This window comes from Sanguibacter massiliensis, from assembly GCF_900240335.1.
GTDB classification, from domain to species: Bacteria; Actinomycetota; Actinomycetes; order Actinomycetales; family Cellulomonadaceae; genus Flavimobilis; species Flavimobilis massiliensis.
Genome location: NZ_LT964979.1, coordinates 1,153,887 through 1,170,773, shown reverse-complemented (window position 1 = coordinate 1,170,773; position 16,887 = coordinate 1,153,887). Strand labels below are relative to the sequence as shown.

Annotated in this window: 13 protein-coding genes and 1 pseudogene; 5 read left to right on the top strand and 9 right to left on the bottom strand. The window is 71.5% G+C overall.

Translation table 11 applies throughout. The features are described from left to right. Positions 1-6: 6 nt before the first annotated feature. The 5 genes from C1729_RS05425 to valS all read right to left on the bottom strand — a co-directional run bounded on the left by C1729_RS05425 (position 7) and on the right by valS (position 7,214). Positions 7-786, bottom strand: coding sequence for an amino acid ABC transporter ATP-binding protein (locus C1729_RS05425; RefSeq protein WP_102509040.1), 780 nt, complete (start codon positions 784-786; stop codon positions 7-9). After that, positions 783-1,622, bottom strand: coding sequence for an amino acid ABC transporter permease (locus C1729_RS05420; RefSeq protein ID WP_102509039.1), 840 nt, complete (start codon positions 1,620-1,622; stop codon positions 783-785). Before C1729_RS05420 ends, C1729_RS05425 begins: the two co-directional genes overlap by 4 nt. 7 nt (positions 1,623-1,629) lie before the next feature. Then, positions 1,630-2,436, bottom strand: a complete 807-nt coding sequence (locus tag C1729_RS05415; RefSeq protein WP_102509038.1) for a transporter substrate-binding domain-containing protein — start codon at positions 2,434-2,436, stop codon at positions 1,630-1,632. Positions 2,437-2,691: 255 nt separating this feature from the next. Then, positions 2,692-4,494 (bottom strand): AMP-dependent synthetase/ligase, encoded by a 1,803-nt coding sequence (locus tag C1729_RS05410; protein WP_102509037.1) that lies wholly within the window; start codon positions 4,492-4,494, stop codon positions 2,692-2,694. Positions 4,495-4,496: 2 nt separating this feature from the next. Continuing rightward, positions 4,497-7,214 (bottom strand): valine--tRNA ligase, encoded by a 2,718-nt coding sequence (valS, locus tag C1729_RS05405; protein ID WP_102509036.1) that lies wholly within the window; start codon positions 7,212-7,214, stop codon positions 4,497-4,499. Positions 7,215-7,295: 81 nt separating this feature from the next. On the opposite strand from valS, the gene C1729_RS05400 reads away from it, so the two are divergent. The 3 genes from C1729_RS05400 to C1729_RS14300 all read left to right on the top strand — a co-directional run bounded on the left by C1729_RS05400 (position 7,296) and on the right by C1729_RS14300 (position 9,901). Continuing rightward, entirely contained in the window at positions 7,296-8,294 is a 999-nt protein-coding gene (locus C1729_RS05400; protein WP_102509035.1) for a TIGR03557 family F420-dependent LLM class oxidoreductase, read from the top strand. Next, positions 8,291-9,049, top strand: coding sequence for a coenzyme F420-0:L-glutamate ligase (locus tag C1729_RS05395; RefSeq protein ID WP_102509034.1), 759 nt, complete (start codon positions 8,291-8,293; stop codon positions 9,047-9,049). Before C1729_RS05400 ends, C1729_RS05395 begins: the two co-directional genes overlap by 4 nt. Positions 9,050-9,160: 111 nt before the next feature. Beyond that, entirely contained in the window at positions 9,161-9,901 is a 741-nt protein-coding gene (locus C1729_RS14300; RefSeq protein WP_129590672.1) for an alpha/beta fold hydrolase, read from the top strand. A gap of 681 nt (positions 9,902-10,582) precedes the next feature. Here C1729_RS14300 and C1729_RS15315 read toward each other — a convergent pair. Next, positions 10,583-10,669 (bottom strand): annotated as a pseudogene (locus C1729_RS15315) (hypothetical protein); the annotation flags it as partial. Positions 10,670-11,463: 794 nt separating this feature from the next. On the opposite strand from C1729_RS15315, the gene C1729_RS05385 reads away from it, so the two are divergent. Continuing rightward, a complete protein-coding gene (locus tag C1729_RS05385) occupies positions 11,464-12,648 on the top strand; it encodes a glycoside hydrolase family 53 protein (protein ID WP_129590671.1) in 1,185 nt (394 codons plus the stop codon). 11 nt (positions 12,649-12,659) lie between these two features. Continuing rightward, positions 12,660-13,688 carry a LacI family DNA-binding transcriptional regulator gene (locus C1729_RS05380; RefSeq protein WP_102509031.1) on the top strand — a complete coding sequence of 343 codons (1,029 nt, stop codon included), beginning with the start codon at positions 12,660-12,662 and terminating at the stop codon, positions 13,686-13,688. Positions 13,689-13,693: 5 nt separating this feature from the next. Here C1729_RS05380 and C1729_RS05375 read toward each other — a convergent pair whose 3' ends face one another. Genes C1729_RS05375 through C1729_RS05365 form a run of 3 tightly spaced genes read right to left on the bottom strand, consistent with a single transcriptional unit; the run spans position 13,694 to position 16,697 of the window. Beyond that, a complete protein-coding gene (locus tag C1729_RS05375; protein WP_102509030.1) occupies positions 13,694-14,557 on the bottom strand; it encodes an ABC transporter ATP-binding protein in 864 nt (287 codons plus the stop codon). Next, entirely contained in the window at positions 14,554-15,675 is a 1,122-nt protein-coding gene (locus C1729_RS05370; protein ID WP_102509029.1) for a putative F420-0 ABC transporter permease subunit, read from the bottom strand. The genes C1729_RS05375 and C1729_RS05370 overlap by 4 nt, the downstream gene beginning before the upstream one ends. After that, a complete protein-coding gene (locus C1729_RS05365) occupies positions 15,672-16,697 on the bottom strand; it encodes a putative F420-0 ABC transporter substrate-binding protein (protein ID WP_242493725.1) in 1,026 nt (341 codons plus the stop codon). The genes C1729_RS05370 and C1729_RS05365 overlap by 4 nt, the downstream gene beginning before the upstream one ends. Positions 16,698-16,887 lie beyond the last annotated feature (190 nt).

Genomic DNA, 16,887 nt, shown 5'->3' with positions numbered 1-16,887 from the left:
ACGTCGTCAGTCGGTGGTCGTCCCGTGCGCGTGCGTCGGGTCGAGCACGCGCTGCAGGAACAGTTGCGTGCGCGGGTGCTGCGGGTTGCCGATGACGTCGGCCGGAGCACCTTCCTCGACGATGACGCCACCGTCGATGAAGACAACGCGATCGGCGACGTCCCGCGCGAACGCCATCTCGTGCGTGACGACCATCATCGTCATGCCACCCTCGGCGAGCGCGCGCATGACGGCGAGGACGTCGCCGACGAGCTCGGGGTCGAGCGCCGAGGTCGGCTCGTCGAAGAGCATGAGCTGCGGGTCCATCGCGAGGGCCCGTGCGATCGCGACGCGCTGCTGCTGGCCGCCCGAGAGCTGGTGCGGGTGGGCGTCGCCGCGGTCACCGAGCCCGACCCGCTCGAGGTTCCCGAGCGCGATCCGCTTGGCCTCCTCCTTCGAACGGCGCAGGACCTTGCGCTGCGCGACCGTGCAGTTCTCGAGCACCGTGAGGTGCGCGAAGAGGTTGAAACCCTGGAAGACCATGCCAACCTGGGAACGCACCGCGTCAATGTCGACGTCCGGGTCCGTGATCTCGGTCCCGAGCACCTCGACGCTGCCGGCGGTCGCGGTCTCGAGCTGGTTGACGCAGCGCAGCAGCGTCGACTTGCCCGAGCCCGACGGGCCGATGACGCACACGACCTCGCCCGGGGCGATCGTGAGGTCGACGCCCTTGAGCACCTTGCGCTCCCCGAAGGACTTGTGGAGGCCCCGGATGTCGACGACGGGGGCTGTCGCCTGGGCGGTCATGAGCGGCTCCTTGCACCCTTGGCCTCGAGCCTTCGCGCGAAGATGCCGAGCGGGATCGTGATGACGAGGTAGCACGCACCGACGACGAAGAGCGCCGTGAGGCCGCCGCCCGCGGGGTTCGACAGCATGTTCTGGCCGATCTTCGTGAGCTCGTACTCCTCGACCATGAGCCCCATCGCGTAGACGAGCGACGTGTCCTTCGTGAGAAGGATGACCTCGTTCGTCATGGGCGGCAGGACGATGCGGAACGCCTGCGGGACGACGACCGTCACCATGGTGCGGGTGTGGCTCATGCCGAGCGAGCGCGCGGCCTCGACCTGCCCCTTCGGCACGGCCTGGAGGCCTGCGCGCAGCGTCTCGGCGATGTAGGCGGCCGAGACCATGCCGAGCGCGATCGCGACCTTGAGGGTCGTCGAGCCGATCGAGAACCCGAGCGCGAACGGCAGCGCGTACGCCACCGTGAGGACGAAGAGCAGCGCAGGGATCCCGCGGAAGAACTCGACGTACACGGTGGCGATGCCGCGATAGAGGGTGACCGACGACAGGCGCATGAGGGCGAGCGTCGTGCCGAGCACGAGGCCGACCGCGAACGCCGCGACCGTGTAGATCAACGTGTTCGCGAATGCGCGCGGAAGGCTCGGTAGGAGCAGCTTGGCCGCCTCGACGTTGAAGACGTTCTCTCCGAGGCTCTCCCAGTCGAGGGCGAGGGCGAGCGCAACGAGGACGGCGACGAGGACGGCGTACTGGACGATCGAGGCGTACAGGCGTCGCCTGCGCGGACTCGGCCGCGTCCGGGCACGAACGTTCCCGGACGCGGCCGGAGTCTGCGTGGACATCGTTGGATCAGTCCTCGGCAGGGGCCACGCCGATGCGGTCGGTGTGGATCCTCGTCCACGTGCCGTCGCCCTTGATGCGCGCGAGTGTCGCGTTGACCTTCTCGAGGAGTGCGGTGTTGCCCTTCTTCACGGCGAGGCCGTAGGTGTCGTCGGTCGGGATCGTCGCGACGAGCTCGAGACCGTCGCCGACGTACGTGCCGAGCACCGCGAAGTCGTTGATGGCGGCCTCGACCTGGCCGGTGTTGAGCGCCTGGACCTGGAGGCCGAGGTCGTCGAACTGGACGCCCGTGAGCCCCTCGGCCTCGACCCAGTCGTCACCGACCGTGGCCTTCTGGACCGAGATCTTCTTGCCCCCGAGGTCGTCGACCGACGCGATGCCCGAGCCTGCCTTGACGAGCAGGCCGAGATCGGCGTTGAAGTAGGGCTCGGAGAAGTCGACGTTCTGCTTGCGCGCGTCGGTGATCGACAGTCCCGTCGCGACGACGTCGCACTGTCCGGTGTTGAGGGCAGCGCCGGACTCCATGGCGTCGAAGCCGACCGTGATGACCTTCTGCGGCACGCCGAGGTCCTTGGCGATCTCTGCCGTGATGTCCATGTCGAGGCCGACGGTCTCGGTTCCCTCGATGTACTCGAAGGGTGCGAACGGAGGGTTGGTGCACACGGTGAGGACGCCGTCCTTGACGAGTGCGACGCTCGTGCCGCCCGGGGTGGTCTGGGTGTCGGCCGCCGGGGTGTCCGTGTCGGACGAGCAGCCGGCGAGGACGAGGGCCCCGGCCGCGAGGAGCGGCACGAGGCGCGTGAGGGAGGAGTTCATGGGACCGTCCATCCGTAGCGAATGATTATTCTGAAGCGATCATACATATTCGCCCGTGGATCGAGACAACCCGGGTGTCCCTGTGTGAGGCGTCGCACACGTGGTATGGGACCAGTGTGCGCTTCACGGCGAGCTTCATGCGAACAGTGGCGACGTCGGCATCGCATCCTGCATCGCCCGTGCGCGTCGTGTCTGGCCCCACGGGACGTCGACGGCCGGTCCTCGCGCGCGAGAACCGGCCGTGGGGCGTACGGCTCAGGAGTAGATCGCGTCGACCTCGCCCGCGAAGTCCGTGAGGACGAGCGCGCGCTTCACCTTGAGGGACGGCGTGAGGTAGCCGTTGCTCTCGGTGAAGTCCGTCGTGAGCACGCGGATCTTCCGGATCGACTCGGCGCGCGAAACAGCCTCGTTGGCACGCTCGGCCGCGCGGTGGAGCGCCGCGAGCACCTCGGGGTGCACGGCGGCCTCCGCGACGGACATCGCGGGCAGCCCTCGTGCGGAGAGCCAGCCGGGCAGCATCTCCGGGTCGAGGGTGACGAGCGCCGCGATGAAGGGTCGCTGGTCACCGACGACGACGCACTGGCTGACGAGCGGGTGCCCACGGAAGCGGTCCTCGAGGACGGCCGGGGCGACGTTCTTGCCGCCCGCGGTGACGATGATCTCCTTCTTGCGGCCCGTGATGCGCAGGCGGCCCGCGTCGTCGAGCGACCCGAGGTCGCCCGTGCGGAACCAGCCGTCGACGAACGCCTCGGCGGTCGCCTCCGGGTTGTCGTGGTACCCGCGGAAGACGTGGTCGCCCTGGACGAGGACCTCGCCGTCGGCGGCGATGCGCACGCTCGTCCCCGCGAACGGCAGGCCCACCGTGCCCGGCGCGACCGAGCCGGGACGGTTGACCGCGCTCGGCGCCGTCGTCTCGGTGAGCCCGTAGCCCTCGAGGATCGTCAGGCCGATGCCACGGTAGAAGTGGGTAAGCCGCTCGCCGAGCGGAGCCCCGCCCGAGATCGCGAACGTGCACCGACCGCCGAGCGCCGTGCGGAGGTTCGAGTAGACGAGACGGCCCGCGAGGGCGTGCTGTGCCTTGAGGGCGGGGGAGGGTCCGCGCGGGGTGTCCCAGGCGCGCGACGTCTTGATCGCGACCTTGGCGGCCCAGCGGAAGATCTTGAGCTTCGTGCCGGCGCCGGCCTTCTGCTCGGCCGAGTTGTAGACCTTCTCGAAAACGCGGGGCACCGCGAGGAGGTACGTCGGGCGGAACGAGCTGAGGTCCGGCAGGAGGTTCTTGATGTCCGGCGCGTGGCCGAGCACCGAGCCCGACGTCACGGCCATCACCTGGATGTACCGCGCGAAGACGTGCGCGAGCGGCAGGAAGAGCAGCGTCCGCGCACCCGGAACCGCGCAGATCTCGCCGAGCGACCGCACGCCGTTGCGCGCGAGGTGGACGAAGTTGCGGTGCGTGAGCTCGACGCCCTTGGGGCGGCCGGTCGTGCCCGAGGTGAAGATGATCGTCGCGACCGCGTCGCCGTCGAGGGCCTCGGTGCGCGCCGCGAGTTCACCGTCGGTGATGGCGACGCCGCCGGTGGTGAGAGTGTTGACCGCGTCGTCGTCGAGCACGAGGACGTGTTCGACCGACGGAGCCTCCGAGCGCGCCTCCTCGACGAGGGCCGCGTGCGCGGCCGTCTCGACGACGACGGCGCGGACGCCCGCGTTCGCGAGGATCCACCGGACCTGCTCGACCGAGCTCGTCTCATAGACGGGCACCGGGACGAGCCCGGCCTGCCAAGCGGCGAAGTCGAGCAGCGTCCACTCGTAGCGGGTGCGCGACATGATCGCGACGCGTTCACCCTGGGCGAGGCCGAGCGCGAGGAATCCCTTGGCGACCGCCATGACCTCGTCGCTGAACGCACGGGCCGTCACCGGACGCCACGTGCCGGCGACGTGCGACTTCACCTCGATGAGCGTGCCGTCACCGGCCTCCGCGACACGCTTCGCGAGCAGGTCGGCGATCGAGGCGTCGCGCGGGACGTCGTTGAGGTCGGGGGAGACCGACTCGGCGAGAGTCATCGTCAGGCCTTCGGCTTCCGCGCCTCGGGCTCGCCGAGCTCGGAGCGCACGACGACGATGCCGCCCTGGACGTCGACCGACCCCTCGCCCTCGGACGCCTCACGGAGCGTGAGCTCACCCGTGACACGACCCGCGCCGCGGATGTCACCGACGGCCTGCTCGACCGCAGCGAGCGACGCTGCTGGCACGGCGACCTCCGCGAGGAGGATCGGCGTGCGCATCGAGACCTTGGCCTCCGACTTGATCTTGCGGAGCGCCGCGAGCGCGTTGCCCGCAGCCGTGAGCTCGTCGAGACGCGCCTCGCCGCCTGCGGCCGCGCGCAGCGGCGCAGCGACGGGCCACGGTGCCGTGTGGACCGAGCCGTCACGCCACCACGACCACACCTCCTCCGTCGCGAACGGCAGGACCGGCGCGAAGAGGCGGAGCATCGTGTCGAGCGCGAGCGCGAGAGCCGTGCGCGACGAGAGGGTCTCCGCGGAGACCTCGGCCTCGCCACCGCCGTACGCGCGGTCCTTGACGAGCTCGAGGTAGTCGTCGCAGAACGTCCAGAAGAACGTCTCGGAGAGCTCGAGGGCTCGCGTGTGGTCGTACGCAGCGAGAGCCTCCGTTGCCGCGTCGACGACGTCCGCGAGACCCGCGAGCATCGCGCGGTCGAGGGGCACCGTGACGGCCGCCGGGTCGAGACGGATCTCGCCCTCGCCCGCGAACGACAGCGCGAACTTCGACGCGTTGAGGATCTTGATCGCGAGGCGACGGCCGATCTTCATCTGACCGACCTCGAAGGCCGCGTCCGTGCCGAGGCGCGCCGAGGCCGCCCAGTAGCGCACCGCGTCCGAGCCGTGCTCCTCGAGCAGGCCCATCGGCGTGACGACGTTGCCCTTCGACTTCGACATCTTCTTGCGGTCCGGGTCGAGGATCCAGCCCGAGATCGCGGCATCCGACCACGGCAGCGAGCCGTGCTCGAGGTGCGAGCGCACGACCGTCGAGAAAAGCCACGTGCGGATGATGTCCTGGCCCTGCGGGCGAAGGTTCATCGGGAAGACCCGCGCGAAGAGGTCGGGGTCGGAGAGCCAGCCGCCCGCGATCTGCGGGGTGAGGGAGCTCGTCGCCCACGTGTCCATGATGTCGGGGTCGCCGACGAACCCACCGGCCTGCCCGCGCTGCTCGGCCGTGTAGCCGGCCGGGACGTCGGAGGACGGGTCGATCGGCAGCGACGCCTCGTCGGGGACGATCGGGGAGTCCCACACGGGCTGCCCCTCGGCGTCGACCGGGTACCACACCGGGATCGGCACACCGAAGAAACGCTGGCGCGAGATGAGCCAGTCGCCGTTGAGGCCGCCGACCCAGTTCTCGTAGCGCACGCGCATGAAGTCGGGGTGGAAGCTGAGCTCGGAGCCGCGCGCGAGGAGCTGTGCGTTGAGCTCGGCGTCGCGGCCGCCGTTGCGGATGTACCACTGGCGGCTCGTGACGATCTCGAGGGGCTTGTCGCCCTTCTCGAAGAAGTTCGTCTTGCGCTGCGTCGGGACGGGCTCGCCGTCGAGGTCGCCCGACGCCCGCAGGGCGTCGACGACGGCCGTACGTGCCGAGAACGTCGTCTTGCCCGCCATCTCCGCGAACATCGCGACGCCGGCCTCCGACGTGATCCACTCCGGGGTCTCGCGCGTGAGGCGGCCGTCCCGGTTGAGGACCGAGCGTGTCGGCAGCTGGAGCTCGCGCCACCACTGGACGTCCGTGAGGTCGCCGAAGGTGCAGCACATCGCGATGCCCGCGCCCTTGTCGGGCTCGGCGGCCGGGTGTGCGAGGACCGGCACCTCGACGCCGAAGAGCGGGGACGTCACCGTCGTGCCGAAGAGGTGCTGGTAGCGCTCGTCGTCCGGGTGCGCGATGAGCGCGACGCACGCGGGGAGGAGCTCGGGCCGCGTCGTCTCGATCTGCACCGGGGTGCCGTCGGGCGCGTGGAAGTTCACCTTGTGGAAGTGGCCCGGATAGTCGCGAGCCTCGAGTTCAGCCTGCGCGACCGCCGTCTGGAACGTCACGTCCCACAGGCCCGGGGCCTCGGCCGTGTACGCCTCGCCGCGGGCGAGGTTGCGGAGGAAAGCTGTCTGGGCGACGGCCTGCGCGTCCTGGCCGATCGTCTGGTACGTGCGCGTCCAGTCGACGGAGAGCCCGAGGTGGCGCCACAGCGCCTCGAACTGCTTCTCGTCCTCAGCCGTGAGCCGCTCGCACAGCTCGACGAAGTTCTTGCGGCTGATCGGCTGCTGGTCGGCAGCCTTGACGCTCTTGCCCTCGGCGCCCTGCAGCGGCGGCTCGTAGCCCTCGACGTACGGCAGCGACGGGTCGCAGCGCACGCCGTAGTAGTTCTGCACGCGACGCTCGGTCGGCAGACCGTTGTCGTCCCAGCCCATCGGGTAGAAGACGCGCTTGCCGCGCATCCGCTGGAACCGCGCGACGACATCGGTGTGCGTGTACGAGAAGACGTGCCCGACGTGGAGCGAGCCCGAGACCGTCGGCGGGGGCGTGTCGATCGAGTAGACGTCGGCGCGCTCGGCCGTGCGGTCGAACGCGTACGTCCCCTCGGCCGTCCAGCGGGCGTCGAAGCGGTCCTCGAGACCGTCGAGGCTCACCTTGTCCGGTACCTCGCGCACGACGGCGGAGATGACGCCGTCGGCGTTCGCGGTCGTGGCGGAGGGGGTCGGCTCAAGAGGTGAGAGTGCACTCATGGTCACCGATTCTCCCAGATCTCCGAGGTGCCGCGCACACACGTCCGGCACGGACGGCCGGACCCGTCCTAGGCTGGGCGCATGGACCTCACGATCGGCTACGCCGCGATGCTCGAGCAGTTCCACCCGACCGAGGTCGTGGCCCTGTCGGCCTACGCCGAGGAGCACGGATTCTCGGGCGTCATGGCGGCCGACCACTTCCAGCCGTGGGTGCCCCAGCAGGGGCAGAGCGCGTTCGTGTGGAACGTCCTTGCGGCGCTCGGCGAGCGGACGAAGGGCGACATCGGCCCCGGCGTCACGGCGCCGACCTTCCGCTGGCACCCCGCGATGGTTGCCCAGGCGAGCGCGACGCTCGCCGCGATGTACCCGGGCCGGCACTGGCTCGGGCTCGGCTCGGGTGAGGCCCTCAACGAGCACATCGTCGGGCAGTACTGGCCCGAGGCCCCCGAGCGCATCAACCGTCTCTTCGAAGCCATCGAGATCATCAAGAAGCTCTTCGGCTCCTCGCTCGCCGGCAAGGACACCAAGCACTCGGGGCAGTTCTACAAGCTCGAGTCGACGCGCTTGTGGACGATGCCCGAGGTCGCCCCCGAGATCCTCGTCGCCACGGCCGGCCCCGTCACCGCGAAGCGCGCCGGCCGCCACGCCGACGGCCTCATCACCGTGGGCGCGCCCCTCGAGAAGATCTCGATGCTCTTCGGCAAGTTCGACGATGGCGTCCGCGAGTCCGGTCGCGACCCCGAGTCGCTGCCCAAGGTCCTTCAGATCCACCTCTCATGGGCACCCACGGACGAGGAAGCCATGGCGAACGCCCTCACCGAGTGGCCCAACGGCGGCATGAAGTTCCCCAAGGCCGACATCCGCTCGCCGTTCGAGTTCGAGCAGATCGCCAAGCTCGTCCGCCCCGAGGACTTCGAGGGACGCATGGTCATCTCCGCGGACCCCGACGTCCACCGCGCCAACATCCAGAAGTACGTCGACCTCGGCTTCGACCGCATCTACCTCCACAACGTCGGGCGCAACCAGCGCGAGTGGATCGACGTCTTCGCGCGCGACGTCCTGCCCAAGCTCTCCCGGTGACCGGGTTCTCCGTCACCGCGCCCGACGGGATCGGGGAGGTCCGCCCGGGCGACGACCTCGCGGCGCTCGTCGCCCGTGTGTGCCCGGACCTCACCGACGGCGACGTCGTCGTCGTCGCGAGCAAGATCGTGTCGAAGTCCGAGGGACGCGTCGTCGCGGCTGACGACCGCGAGGCCGCGGTCACCGCGGAGACGGTGCGCGTCGTCGCGACACGTGAACGGCCGGGCGGGCCGCCGCTGCGGATCGTCGAGAATCGGCTCGGGCTCGTCATGGCGGCCGCGGGCGTCGACGCGTCGAACACGCCCGAGGGCACCGTCCTCCTCCTGCCCGTCGACCCCGACGCGTCCGCCCGCCGTCTGCGCGCAGGCCTGCGGGACGCGTTCGGCGTGCGCGTCGGCGTCGTCGTCACGGACACCGCCGGACGCGTGTGGCGCGACGGGCTCGTCGACCTCGCGATCGGCGCGGCCGGACTCCGCGTCGTCGCCGACGAGCGCGGTCGGCGCGACTCGGCCGGCCGCGAGCTCGGCATGACGGTGCGCGCCGTCGCCGACGAGATCGCGGCGGCCGCCGACCTCGTCAAGGGCAAGGTGACGGGCCGGCCCGTCGCCGTCGTCCGCGGGCTCAGACACCTCACGACCGACGACGACGGACCCGGCGCGAAGATCCTGCCTCGGCTCGGCGAGGCCGACCTCTTCAGCGAGGGCACCGCCGAGGCCTACGCGCGCGGGCTCGCCGACGGGCGAGCCGGGCGCTGATCTCCGAGCCGGACGCAGAACTCCGAGCCGGACGCGACCGCCGTCGCCGGGAGCCCGGTGGGAGGCCGCGAGTCCCACGGGGTGTGTCCCCAGCGTCGCTAGTGTTGTCCCATGAACCTCGTCACGCATCGCTCGGGCAGCCCTGCGGGGCCACGCATGCTGCTGCTCCACGGCTTCACCGAGGACGGCACGACGTGGCCGGACCTCGTCGCGCGCTGGGGCGGAACGTGGGACCTCCTCGCGGTCGACCTCCGCGGGCACGGCGTGTCACCGCGATTCGCGCCCGAGGACGTCCCGTGCGCGTCGGACGTCATGCTCGACGACGTCCTCGAGCTCCTCGCGGAGCAGGACGAGCCGCTCGTGCTGCTCGGCCACTCGCTCGGTGGCAACCTCGCGCTGCAGGCCGCCTGCGCGATGCCGGAGCGGGTTCGTGCCCTCGTGCTCGAGGACCCGGCATCCCCGTTCGGGCCCGACGACGACGTCGACGCGTTCGTCACCGGGACGCTCGCATTCCTTGACTCGCTCGCGGACCGTGACGGGGAGGTCGCCCGCATGCGGCGGGAGACGACGTGGAGCGACGCGGAGATCGACGCGTGGGCCGACTCGAAACGACGCGTCGACAGAGCAGCCGTCGGACCGGGCATCGGTGCCGGAGGGGACTGGCCGGCGCTGTGGCGCACCGTCGAGGTGCCGACGCTCCTGCTGGTCCCCCCGGGGCCGACCATGGCGCCGACCGACCACGGCAACCCGCACGTGAGACGCGTCGTCGTCGACGGGGCGGGACACTGTGTGCGCCGGGACCGCCCCGAGGCGTTCTTCGCGGCCGTCGAGGACTTCCTCACGACGCACTGACGCGGCACCGCCCGCGCGCGGGCGCGCTGACGGGCGTCGGGAGCTGCGCGCGAAGACCCTCCGTGAGCCCCTCGCGACCGGGATGTGCGTGAGCCGGAAGGCCTCGAGGCCCAGCGCATCGGCCTGCACCGTCACCTCGGTGAGGTGAAGACCCTCGCCAAGGTCGGGGTAGACGACGGAGACCGTGCGTGACTGGCCACCATCGAGCCGGTTCTGGATCGAGAGCTCGGCGAGCGGGAGCCACACCTCGGGACGCGCCGCGCCGTCGTCGACGCGATAGTCCGTCGGATGCACCCGCTCCGTCCCGACGAGGAGGTGCACGGCCCCGGCCGTCCTGTGCGCGAGGGTCGAGTCGCCCCCGCGCGGGTTGAGACTCGGACCGATACCGCCGAACATGAACGACGAGTCCACCTCGTCGTCGGTGGCCGTGAGCTCGAGGTCGACGACGATGTTGCCGTCGACGAGGCGCGCACGCGGAGCGCGCAGTCGGAACTGCCGCGAGGTGTCGAACGTCACGCCGTCGGCCCCGGTCGCCGTCTGTCCGTCCTCGAGCGGCGGCAGCTCACCTGTCGCGATCTCGCGCTCGGTCGTCACGGTCGACTCGAGCGTCAGCATCACTCGGCGGTTCTTCGTGCGGTTCGCCGCGCTGTCGTTGGGGAACCGAGGCTCGGACTCGCCGCGGCCCGAGGCCTCGACGCGGTAGTCGTCGCTCGCGAGAGCGGCACCGAGGGCCTTCGCGACCGCAGCGGCACGGCGCTCGGACAGCATCTGGTTGGCCGCGGTCGACCCTTGATCGTCGGTGTGCCCGACGATCGTGACCGTTCCGGGCTCGCGGAACGGATCGTCGCAGCGGCACGCTCGATCGTCGTCCGGGCTGCCCCCGTGAGCTTCGCCTCGTTGAAGGCGAACAGGACGTCCGAGCCGAGGCTCATGACGAGCTTCTCGGTGGACGACTCGGTGACGACGGCACCCTCGAGTTCGGACGTCATCGACTGGAGCTCGAGCACAGGTGCGGTCCGTGCCGACGCGAGGTCGAACTTCCCGTACCGGGGCTCGGCGGGCCGAGGCGCAGGGACCTCACCGTCGATGACGGGCACCGACGGGTCGGTCGGCTCTGCCGTCGTGGGCAGGTCCGTCGGCTCGGTGCCGCAGGTGCCGGTCGACTCTCAGGCGCCCCACTGGCTTGCGCCGGGGGGTCTCGTCGAGGGTCCACCACGTGGCGCGGTCGTTGGTGCCGGCGTGCGAGGCGGTCTGGCCGCCCGTGGACGTCGTGGCGCCGTTCCAGGGAGTGGCGCACGCGGCGGGGGAGTCAGGTCAGTGACGTGCGTCCGGCACCACGGCTCCGTGATGGCTCCGACCGTCGTGACGCGGAACACGTCGTGTGATGCGGTCGATCCCTACTCCTGGAACGTCTGCCCTGGTCGGGGTTGCGCTTTCCACGTACGTAGAACGAGTCTGTGTCAGACTGGGACCGTGCACGGGTGGTGTCTTCCCCCGAGGTCCCGCCCCGTGCCTCCCGGCAGGACAACCTCGTGCCGCGACGGAGCGACGGAAGGATCGACGTGACCTCACCCGCATGGACGCACGGCGTCGACATCTCCATTACCGAGGAGATGGAACAGCTCGGCGTCACCTACCGCGACCGCGACGGCGCCCCGTGCGACCTCGTCACGCTCGCGGCGCGCGCCGGAAGCAACCTCGTCCGCCTCCGCCTCTGGGTCGACCCCTACGACGCGGACGGCGCGCCCTACCTCGGCGGCACCAACGACCTTGCGCGCACGCTCCGACTCGCGAGGCGCGCCCACGAGGCGGGCATGGCCGTCCAGCTCGACCTCCACTACTCGGACTTCTGGGCGGACCCCGCCAAGCAGCGCACCCCCAAGGCGTGGGCAGGGCTCGGAGCCACCGCCCTCGCCGCCCGCGTGGGGGAGTACACGCGCACGACGCTCGACGCGTTCGCTGCGTCAGGACTCCCGCTCGCGAGCGTCCAGGTGGGCAACGAGATCACGAACGGCACGTGCTGGCCCGTCGCCGCGACGGCCCGCTACGACGACCAGACGCTCCGCTACGCACCCGCCGACCCCGCCGCCGACGACGCTCTCGCCGGACTCCTGCGCGCCGGGACCGCGGCGGTCCGCGAGCACTCCGACGCCGAGGTCGTCCTCCACCTCGACCAGGGCGGCTCCGACGTCGTCGCCCGCCAGTGGCTCGACCGCATGCTCCCGCGGGGCGTCGAGCTCGACATCCTCGGACTGTCCTACTACCCGTTCTGGCATGGGTCCCTCGCGGACCTCGGAGCGAACCTCGACCACCTTGCCACGACCTACGGGCTCGACCTCCTCGTTGCCGAGACCGCGTTCGCCCGTTCCTCGACCACCCCTGCCGGGCACGGCTCGATGGTCCGGGACGCCGAGATCGCCCGGACCGGGCGCGAACCCGGACCGGATTCCCAGGCCGCGTTCCTCACGGACCTCGACGACGTCGTCGCCGCCACCCCGGGCGACCACGGACGTGGCGTCATCTACTGGGAGCCCGCCTGGCTGCCCGTCGACGGCTCCTCCTGGGCGTCGCCCGCAGGCATGGCGTACGCCGAGGAGGGTGACGCCGACCATGCGGGCGTCCAGTGGTCCAACCTCGCGCTCGTCGACGAGAGCGGTCACGAGGAGAGCGCCTGGCGCACCTGGACGTCCCACGTCCCCGACCCGGCGCGAGGCGCGGCGCTTCGCGCAGCGACCGTGACGAACTAGGCTCGGCGTCCATGAGCGACCAGGCCCGACCCAGCCACACCTCCCGTCGCCGGCCGACGATCCGCGACGTCGCCGCCGCCGCCGGAGTGTCTCGCGGAACGGTCTCACGCGTGCTCAACGGCGGCCACTGGGTGTCGCCCGACGCGCTCGCGGCCGTCCAAGAGGCGATCCGCACGACCGGCTACCAGGCCAACCAGCATGCCCGCTCGCTCGTCACGGGTCGCGCCAACTCGGTCGCGTTCCTCCTCACGGAACCCCAGCACCTGCTCTTCGAGGACCCCAACTTCTCTGTCCTGCTGCGCGGCGCTGCCGAAGCCCTCGCAGGTCGCGAGATCCCGCTGCTCCTCATGCTTGCCTCGACGCCCGCCGAGCGGAAACGGATCTCCGCGTACGTCGCGGCCGGGCACGTCGACGGCGTCCTCCTCATCTCCTCGCACCGCGACAACCCCATGGTTGCCGAGCTTCTCAAGCACCAGGTGCCGGTCGTCGCGTGCGGTGTGCCTCTCGGCTTCGAGGGCTCGGTCGGCTACGTCGCAGCCGACGACCGCGCGGGCGCACGCACGATGACGCGTCACCTCCTCGACACGGGCCGCACGAGGGTCGCAATGATCACCGGCCCGCTCGACACGCCGGGCGGAACGCTCCGCCTCGAGGGCTACCGCGACGCCGTCGGCGAAGCGTTCGACGAGACGCTCGTCGCCCACGGCGACTACTCGCGTGAGTCGGGCCGGCTCGCCATGGCGGAGCTCGTCGAACGACGCCCTGACCTCGACGCCGTCTTCGTCGCCAACGACCTCATGGCGGCCGGCGCGCTCGTCGCGCTCCAGGCCGCAGGCAGGTCCGTGCCCGACGACGTCGCGGTCGGGGGCTTCGACGACTCGGGCGTCGCGGCGGCGCTCCACCCGGCGCTCACGACGATGCGCCAACCCTTCGAGCGGATCAGCGCCGAGATGGTGCGGCTCCTGCTCGAGACCGTCGAAGGGGCAGATCCTGCGGCAGTGACCCTGCAGACGACGCTCGTCCGCCGCGCGTCGACCTGAGTCGCTCAGAGCACGAGGAGGGGCCGCCCCGTCCGGGGATGCGTGGGGATGTCGGGGCGCACGCCCCAGACCGCCTCGACGACGTCGGGCACGAGGACGTCCTCGACCGGGCCCTCGGCAAGGACACGACCATGGTCGAGCACGACGACGTGGTCGCACCACGCTGCCGCGAGCGTGAGGTCGTGGAGAGCCGTGAGGACCGTCGTGCCGTCGGCCGCGAGCCCGGCGAGGAGCGTGAGGAGCTCGCGCTGCGCCGCGACGTCGAGGTGGTTCGTCGGCTCGTCGAGCAGGAGGAGGCGGGGTTCCTGCGCGAGCGCGCGGGCGACGTGGGCGCGCTGGCGCTCGCCGCCGGAGAGCGTCGCGAGGTCCCGGTCGGCGAGTTCGGACGCGCCCGCTCGGGCGAGCGCCGTGCTCACCGCGGCGCGATCAGACGCGCTCGGTGGGGCGAACCATCCACGGTGGGGGAGGCGGCCGAGCTCGGCCGCGTCCGCCACGGTGAGGCTCCGGTCGGCGCTCGCGTCCTGCTCGACGAACGCCGTGATGCGAGCCCGCTCGCGACGAGTGAGCTTCGTGAGGTCTGCCCCGTCGAACGACGCGGACCCAGCCTCGGCGCGTGTCGCCCCCGCGACGAGCCTCAGGAGCGAGGACTTGCCTGAACCGTTGGGTCCGAGAAGACCCGTGACGGCACCCGACGGCGCACGGAACGAGACGCCGTCGACGACACGTCGGCCCGCGACCGACCATGCGAGGTTGCGAGCGACGAGGCCGTACGTGGAGGCGCTCTGCTCTGTGGGGCGGCGCGTGGCGGTGGACGTTGTTGCTCGGGGTGTCGCCGTCCTTGCGCGCTCCGGCGCGGATCTGCGCCTCATGTGAGCGACTTCCGCGTGCGGTGGAGCAGCCACGCGAACGCGGGCGCGCCGAGGGCGGCGGTGACGACGCCGACGGGTAGCTCGCGTGGCTCGAACGCGGTGCGGGCGAGCGTGTCGGCGAGGACGAGGACGATCGCGCCGGCGACGGCCGAGACGGGCAGGACTGCCCGGTGACGTGACCCGACGATGGCGCGCACGGCGTGGGGCAGGACGAGTCCGACGAAGCCGATCGACCCGGAGACGGACACGAGCGCGCCTGTGAGGAGGGCGACCGCCGCGAGCAGGCCCCACCGGACGCGCTCGACGGGCACGCCGAGCGCCGAGGCCGCGTGGTCGCCGAAGGTCATCGCGTCGAGGAGGTTGCCTGCGGCAGCGAGCGGCACGCCGAGGACGAGCAGGGCGACGCCGGCGATCGCGACCGAGCTCCACCCGGCACCTGCGACGGAGCCCATGAGCCAGGTGAGGACCTCGCGGTAGGAGTCGCCCTCGGCGGACCAGAAGATCACGAGGCTCGTCGCGGCGGCGGCGAGCTGGCTCACGGCGAGCCCCGCGAGGACCGTCCTCGTCGGGGTGAGGGCGCCGAGCGTCCCCGCGAGAGCGAGCGACGCGATGAGCGCCAGGCCGGCGCCCGCGAAGGCTGCGACGGGCAGCAGGACAGTGAGGCCGAGCAGGAGGACGCTCACCGCGCCGAGGCTCGCCCCCGACGACAGGCCGAGCAGGTACGGGTCGGCGAGCGGGTTGCGCGTGAGGGCCTGCATGACGACGCCGCACACGGCGAGCCCGGCCCCGACGGCCGCCGCGGTGAGAGCCCGCGGGAGGCGGCCCTCCCAGACGATCGCGTCACGCAGCGTCGAGAGCGTCGCCTCTCCGCCGAGCATGTGATGGCGCACCGACGACCACACGTCGGCCGGGGTGAGTGCGGCCGGACCCACGAGCACCGCGACGAGCAGCGCGAGCACCAGCACAGCGAGCCCGACGACGACAAGGAGCCAGCCGTGCGTGGCGACTCGATCTCTGTGCGTCGCGGGGTGCCCTCCGTGCGTGGGAACCTCCGCACTCGGGGCAGGGTCGACCCGAGTCGGCGTTCCGGAGGCTAGGGCTGGACGAGCGCTCGTCATCGGGGGTCGATCTCGAGGTTCCCGACGTCTGCCGCGAGCTGAGCGGCCGCGGCCACGGTGCGGACCCCGGCCTCTGTCGCGGGGAACGGGACGACGACGTACGAGGCGTTCTGCACGGCCCGCAGCTCTCGCGTCACGGCGCCCGAGGCGAGCAGCGCCTTCTTCTTCTCGGCGCTGTTCCACGGGGAGTCGACGAGGACGATGACGTCCGGGTCGGCCTCGGCGACGGCCTCCCAGGACATCGGGCCCCAGGCGTCGTCGATGGCCGAGCCGATGTTCGTGAGCCCTGCGGTCGTCATGACGAGCTGGGGCGCGCCGGTGCCGCCGCCGACGTACGGGGTGTCGGACCCCGACGAGAACCACAGTGCGCTGAGGTCGCGGTCGTCGGGCTCGATCGAGTCGAGGGCGCTGCGCTGCTCGGCGACGAGTGCCGCAGCTTCCGGCACGCGATCGACGACGGACCCGACGAGCGTGATCTCGTCAAACACCGCCTCGAACGTCAGCGGCTTCGGTGCGTAGGGGGCTGCCTTGCAGGCCGACGGCGCGACGAGGGTGCGGACGCCGAGTTTCTCGAGGTCGGCGCGATCGCCCGCTCCCTCGGCGGAGAAGTTCGACTCCCAGCCGGCGTACACGAGGTCGGGCTCCGCCTCGAGGACGACCTCGTGGCTCGGAACCTTCTCGGCGAGCACCGGGATCGCAGCGGCTTGTGCGGTCCAGGGCTCGGGTGCCGGACCGTCAGGGTAGGCGGTGCCGATGATCGCCCCGCCGGCGCCGAGTGCCAGGAGCATCTCGGTCGTCGCCGACTTGATCGTGAGGATCCTCTCGGGCCGTCGAGCGAACGTCACCTCGGTCCCGCAGTTGTCGATCGTCAGCGGGTACGTCGTCGCGCCGGGGGCTGCGGACGAGGTGATGGCCGTCGTCGGGCCGGGTGCGGGGACCTGGGCGTCCGACTGGCTGCACGCCGCGAGCATGAGCGCGGCCGTCGCGAGGGTGGCGGCAAGGACGGACGTCGAGCGGGTCACAGGATCTCCGAGGGGGACGGCACGTGGGCGCACACCCGTGTGGACGCGCGGGGACGCCGCACGTGACCGTGCGAGCGCCGCGGTGGTGGCGCATGGCGGTGGGACGGGCGCGCGAGGGGCGCCCACGACCGACGGCCCAGAGCGGGACCGCGCCGCCCGGTGACTCGGAGCCGGGCGGGTCGGCCCCCAG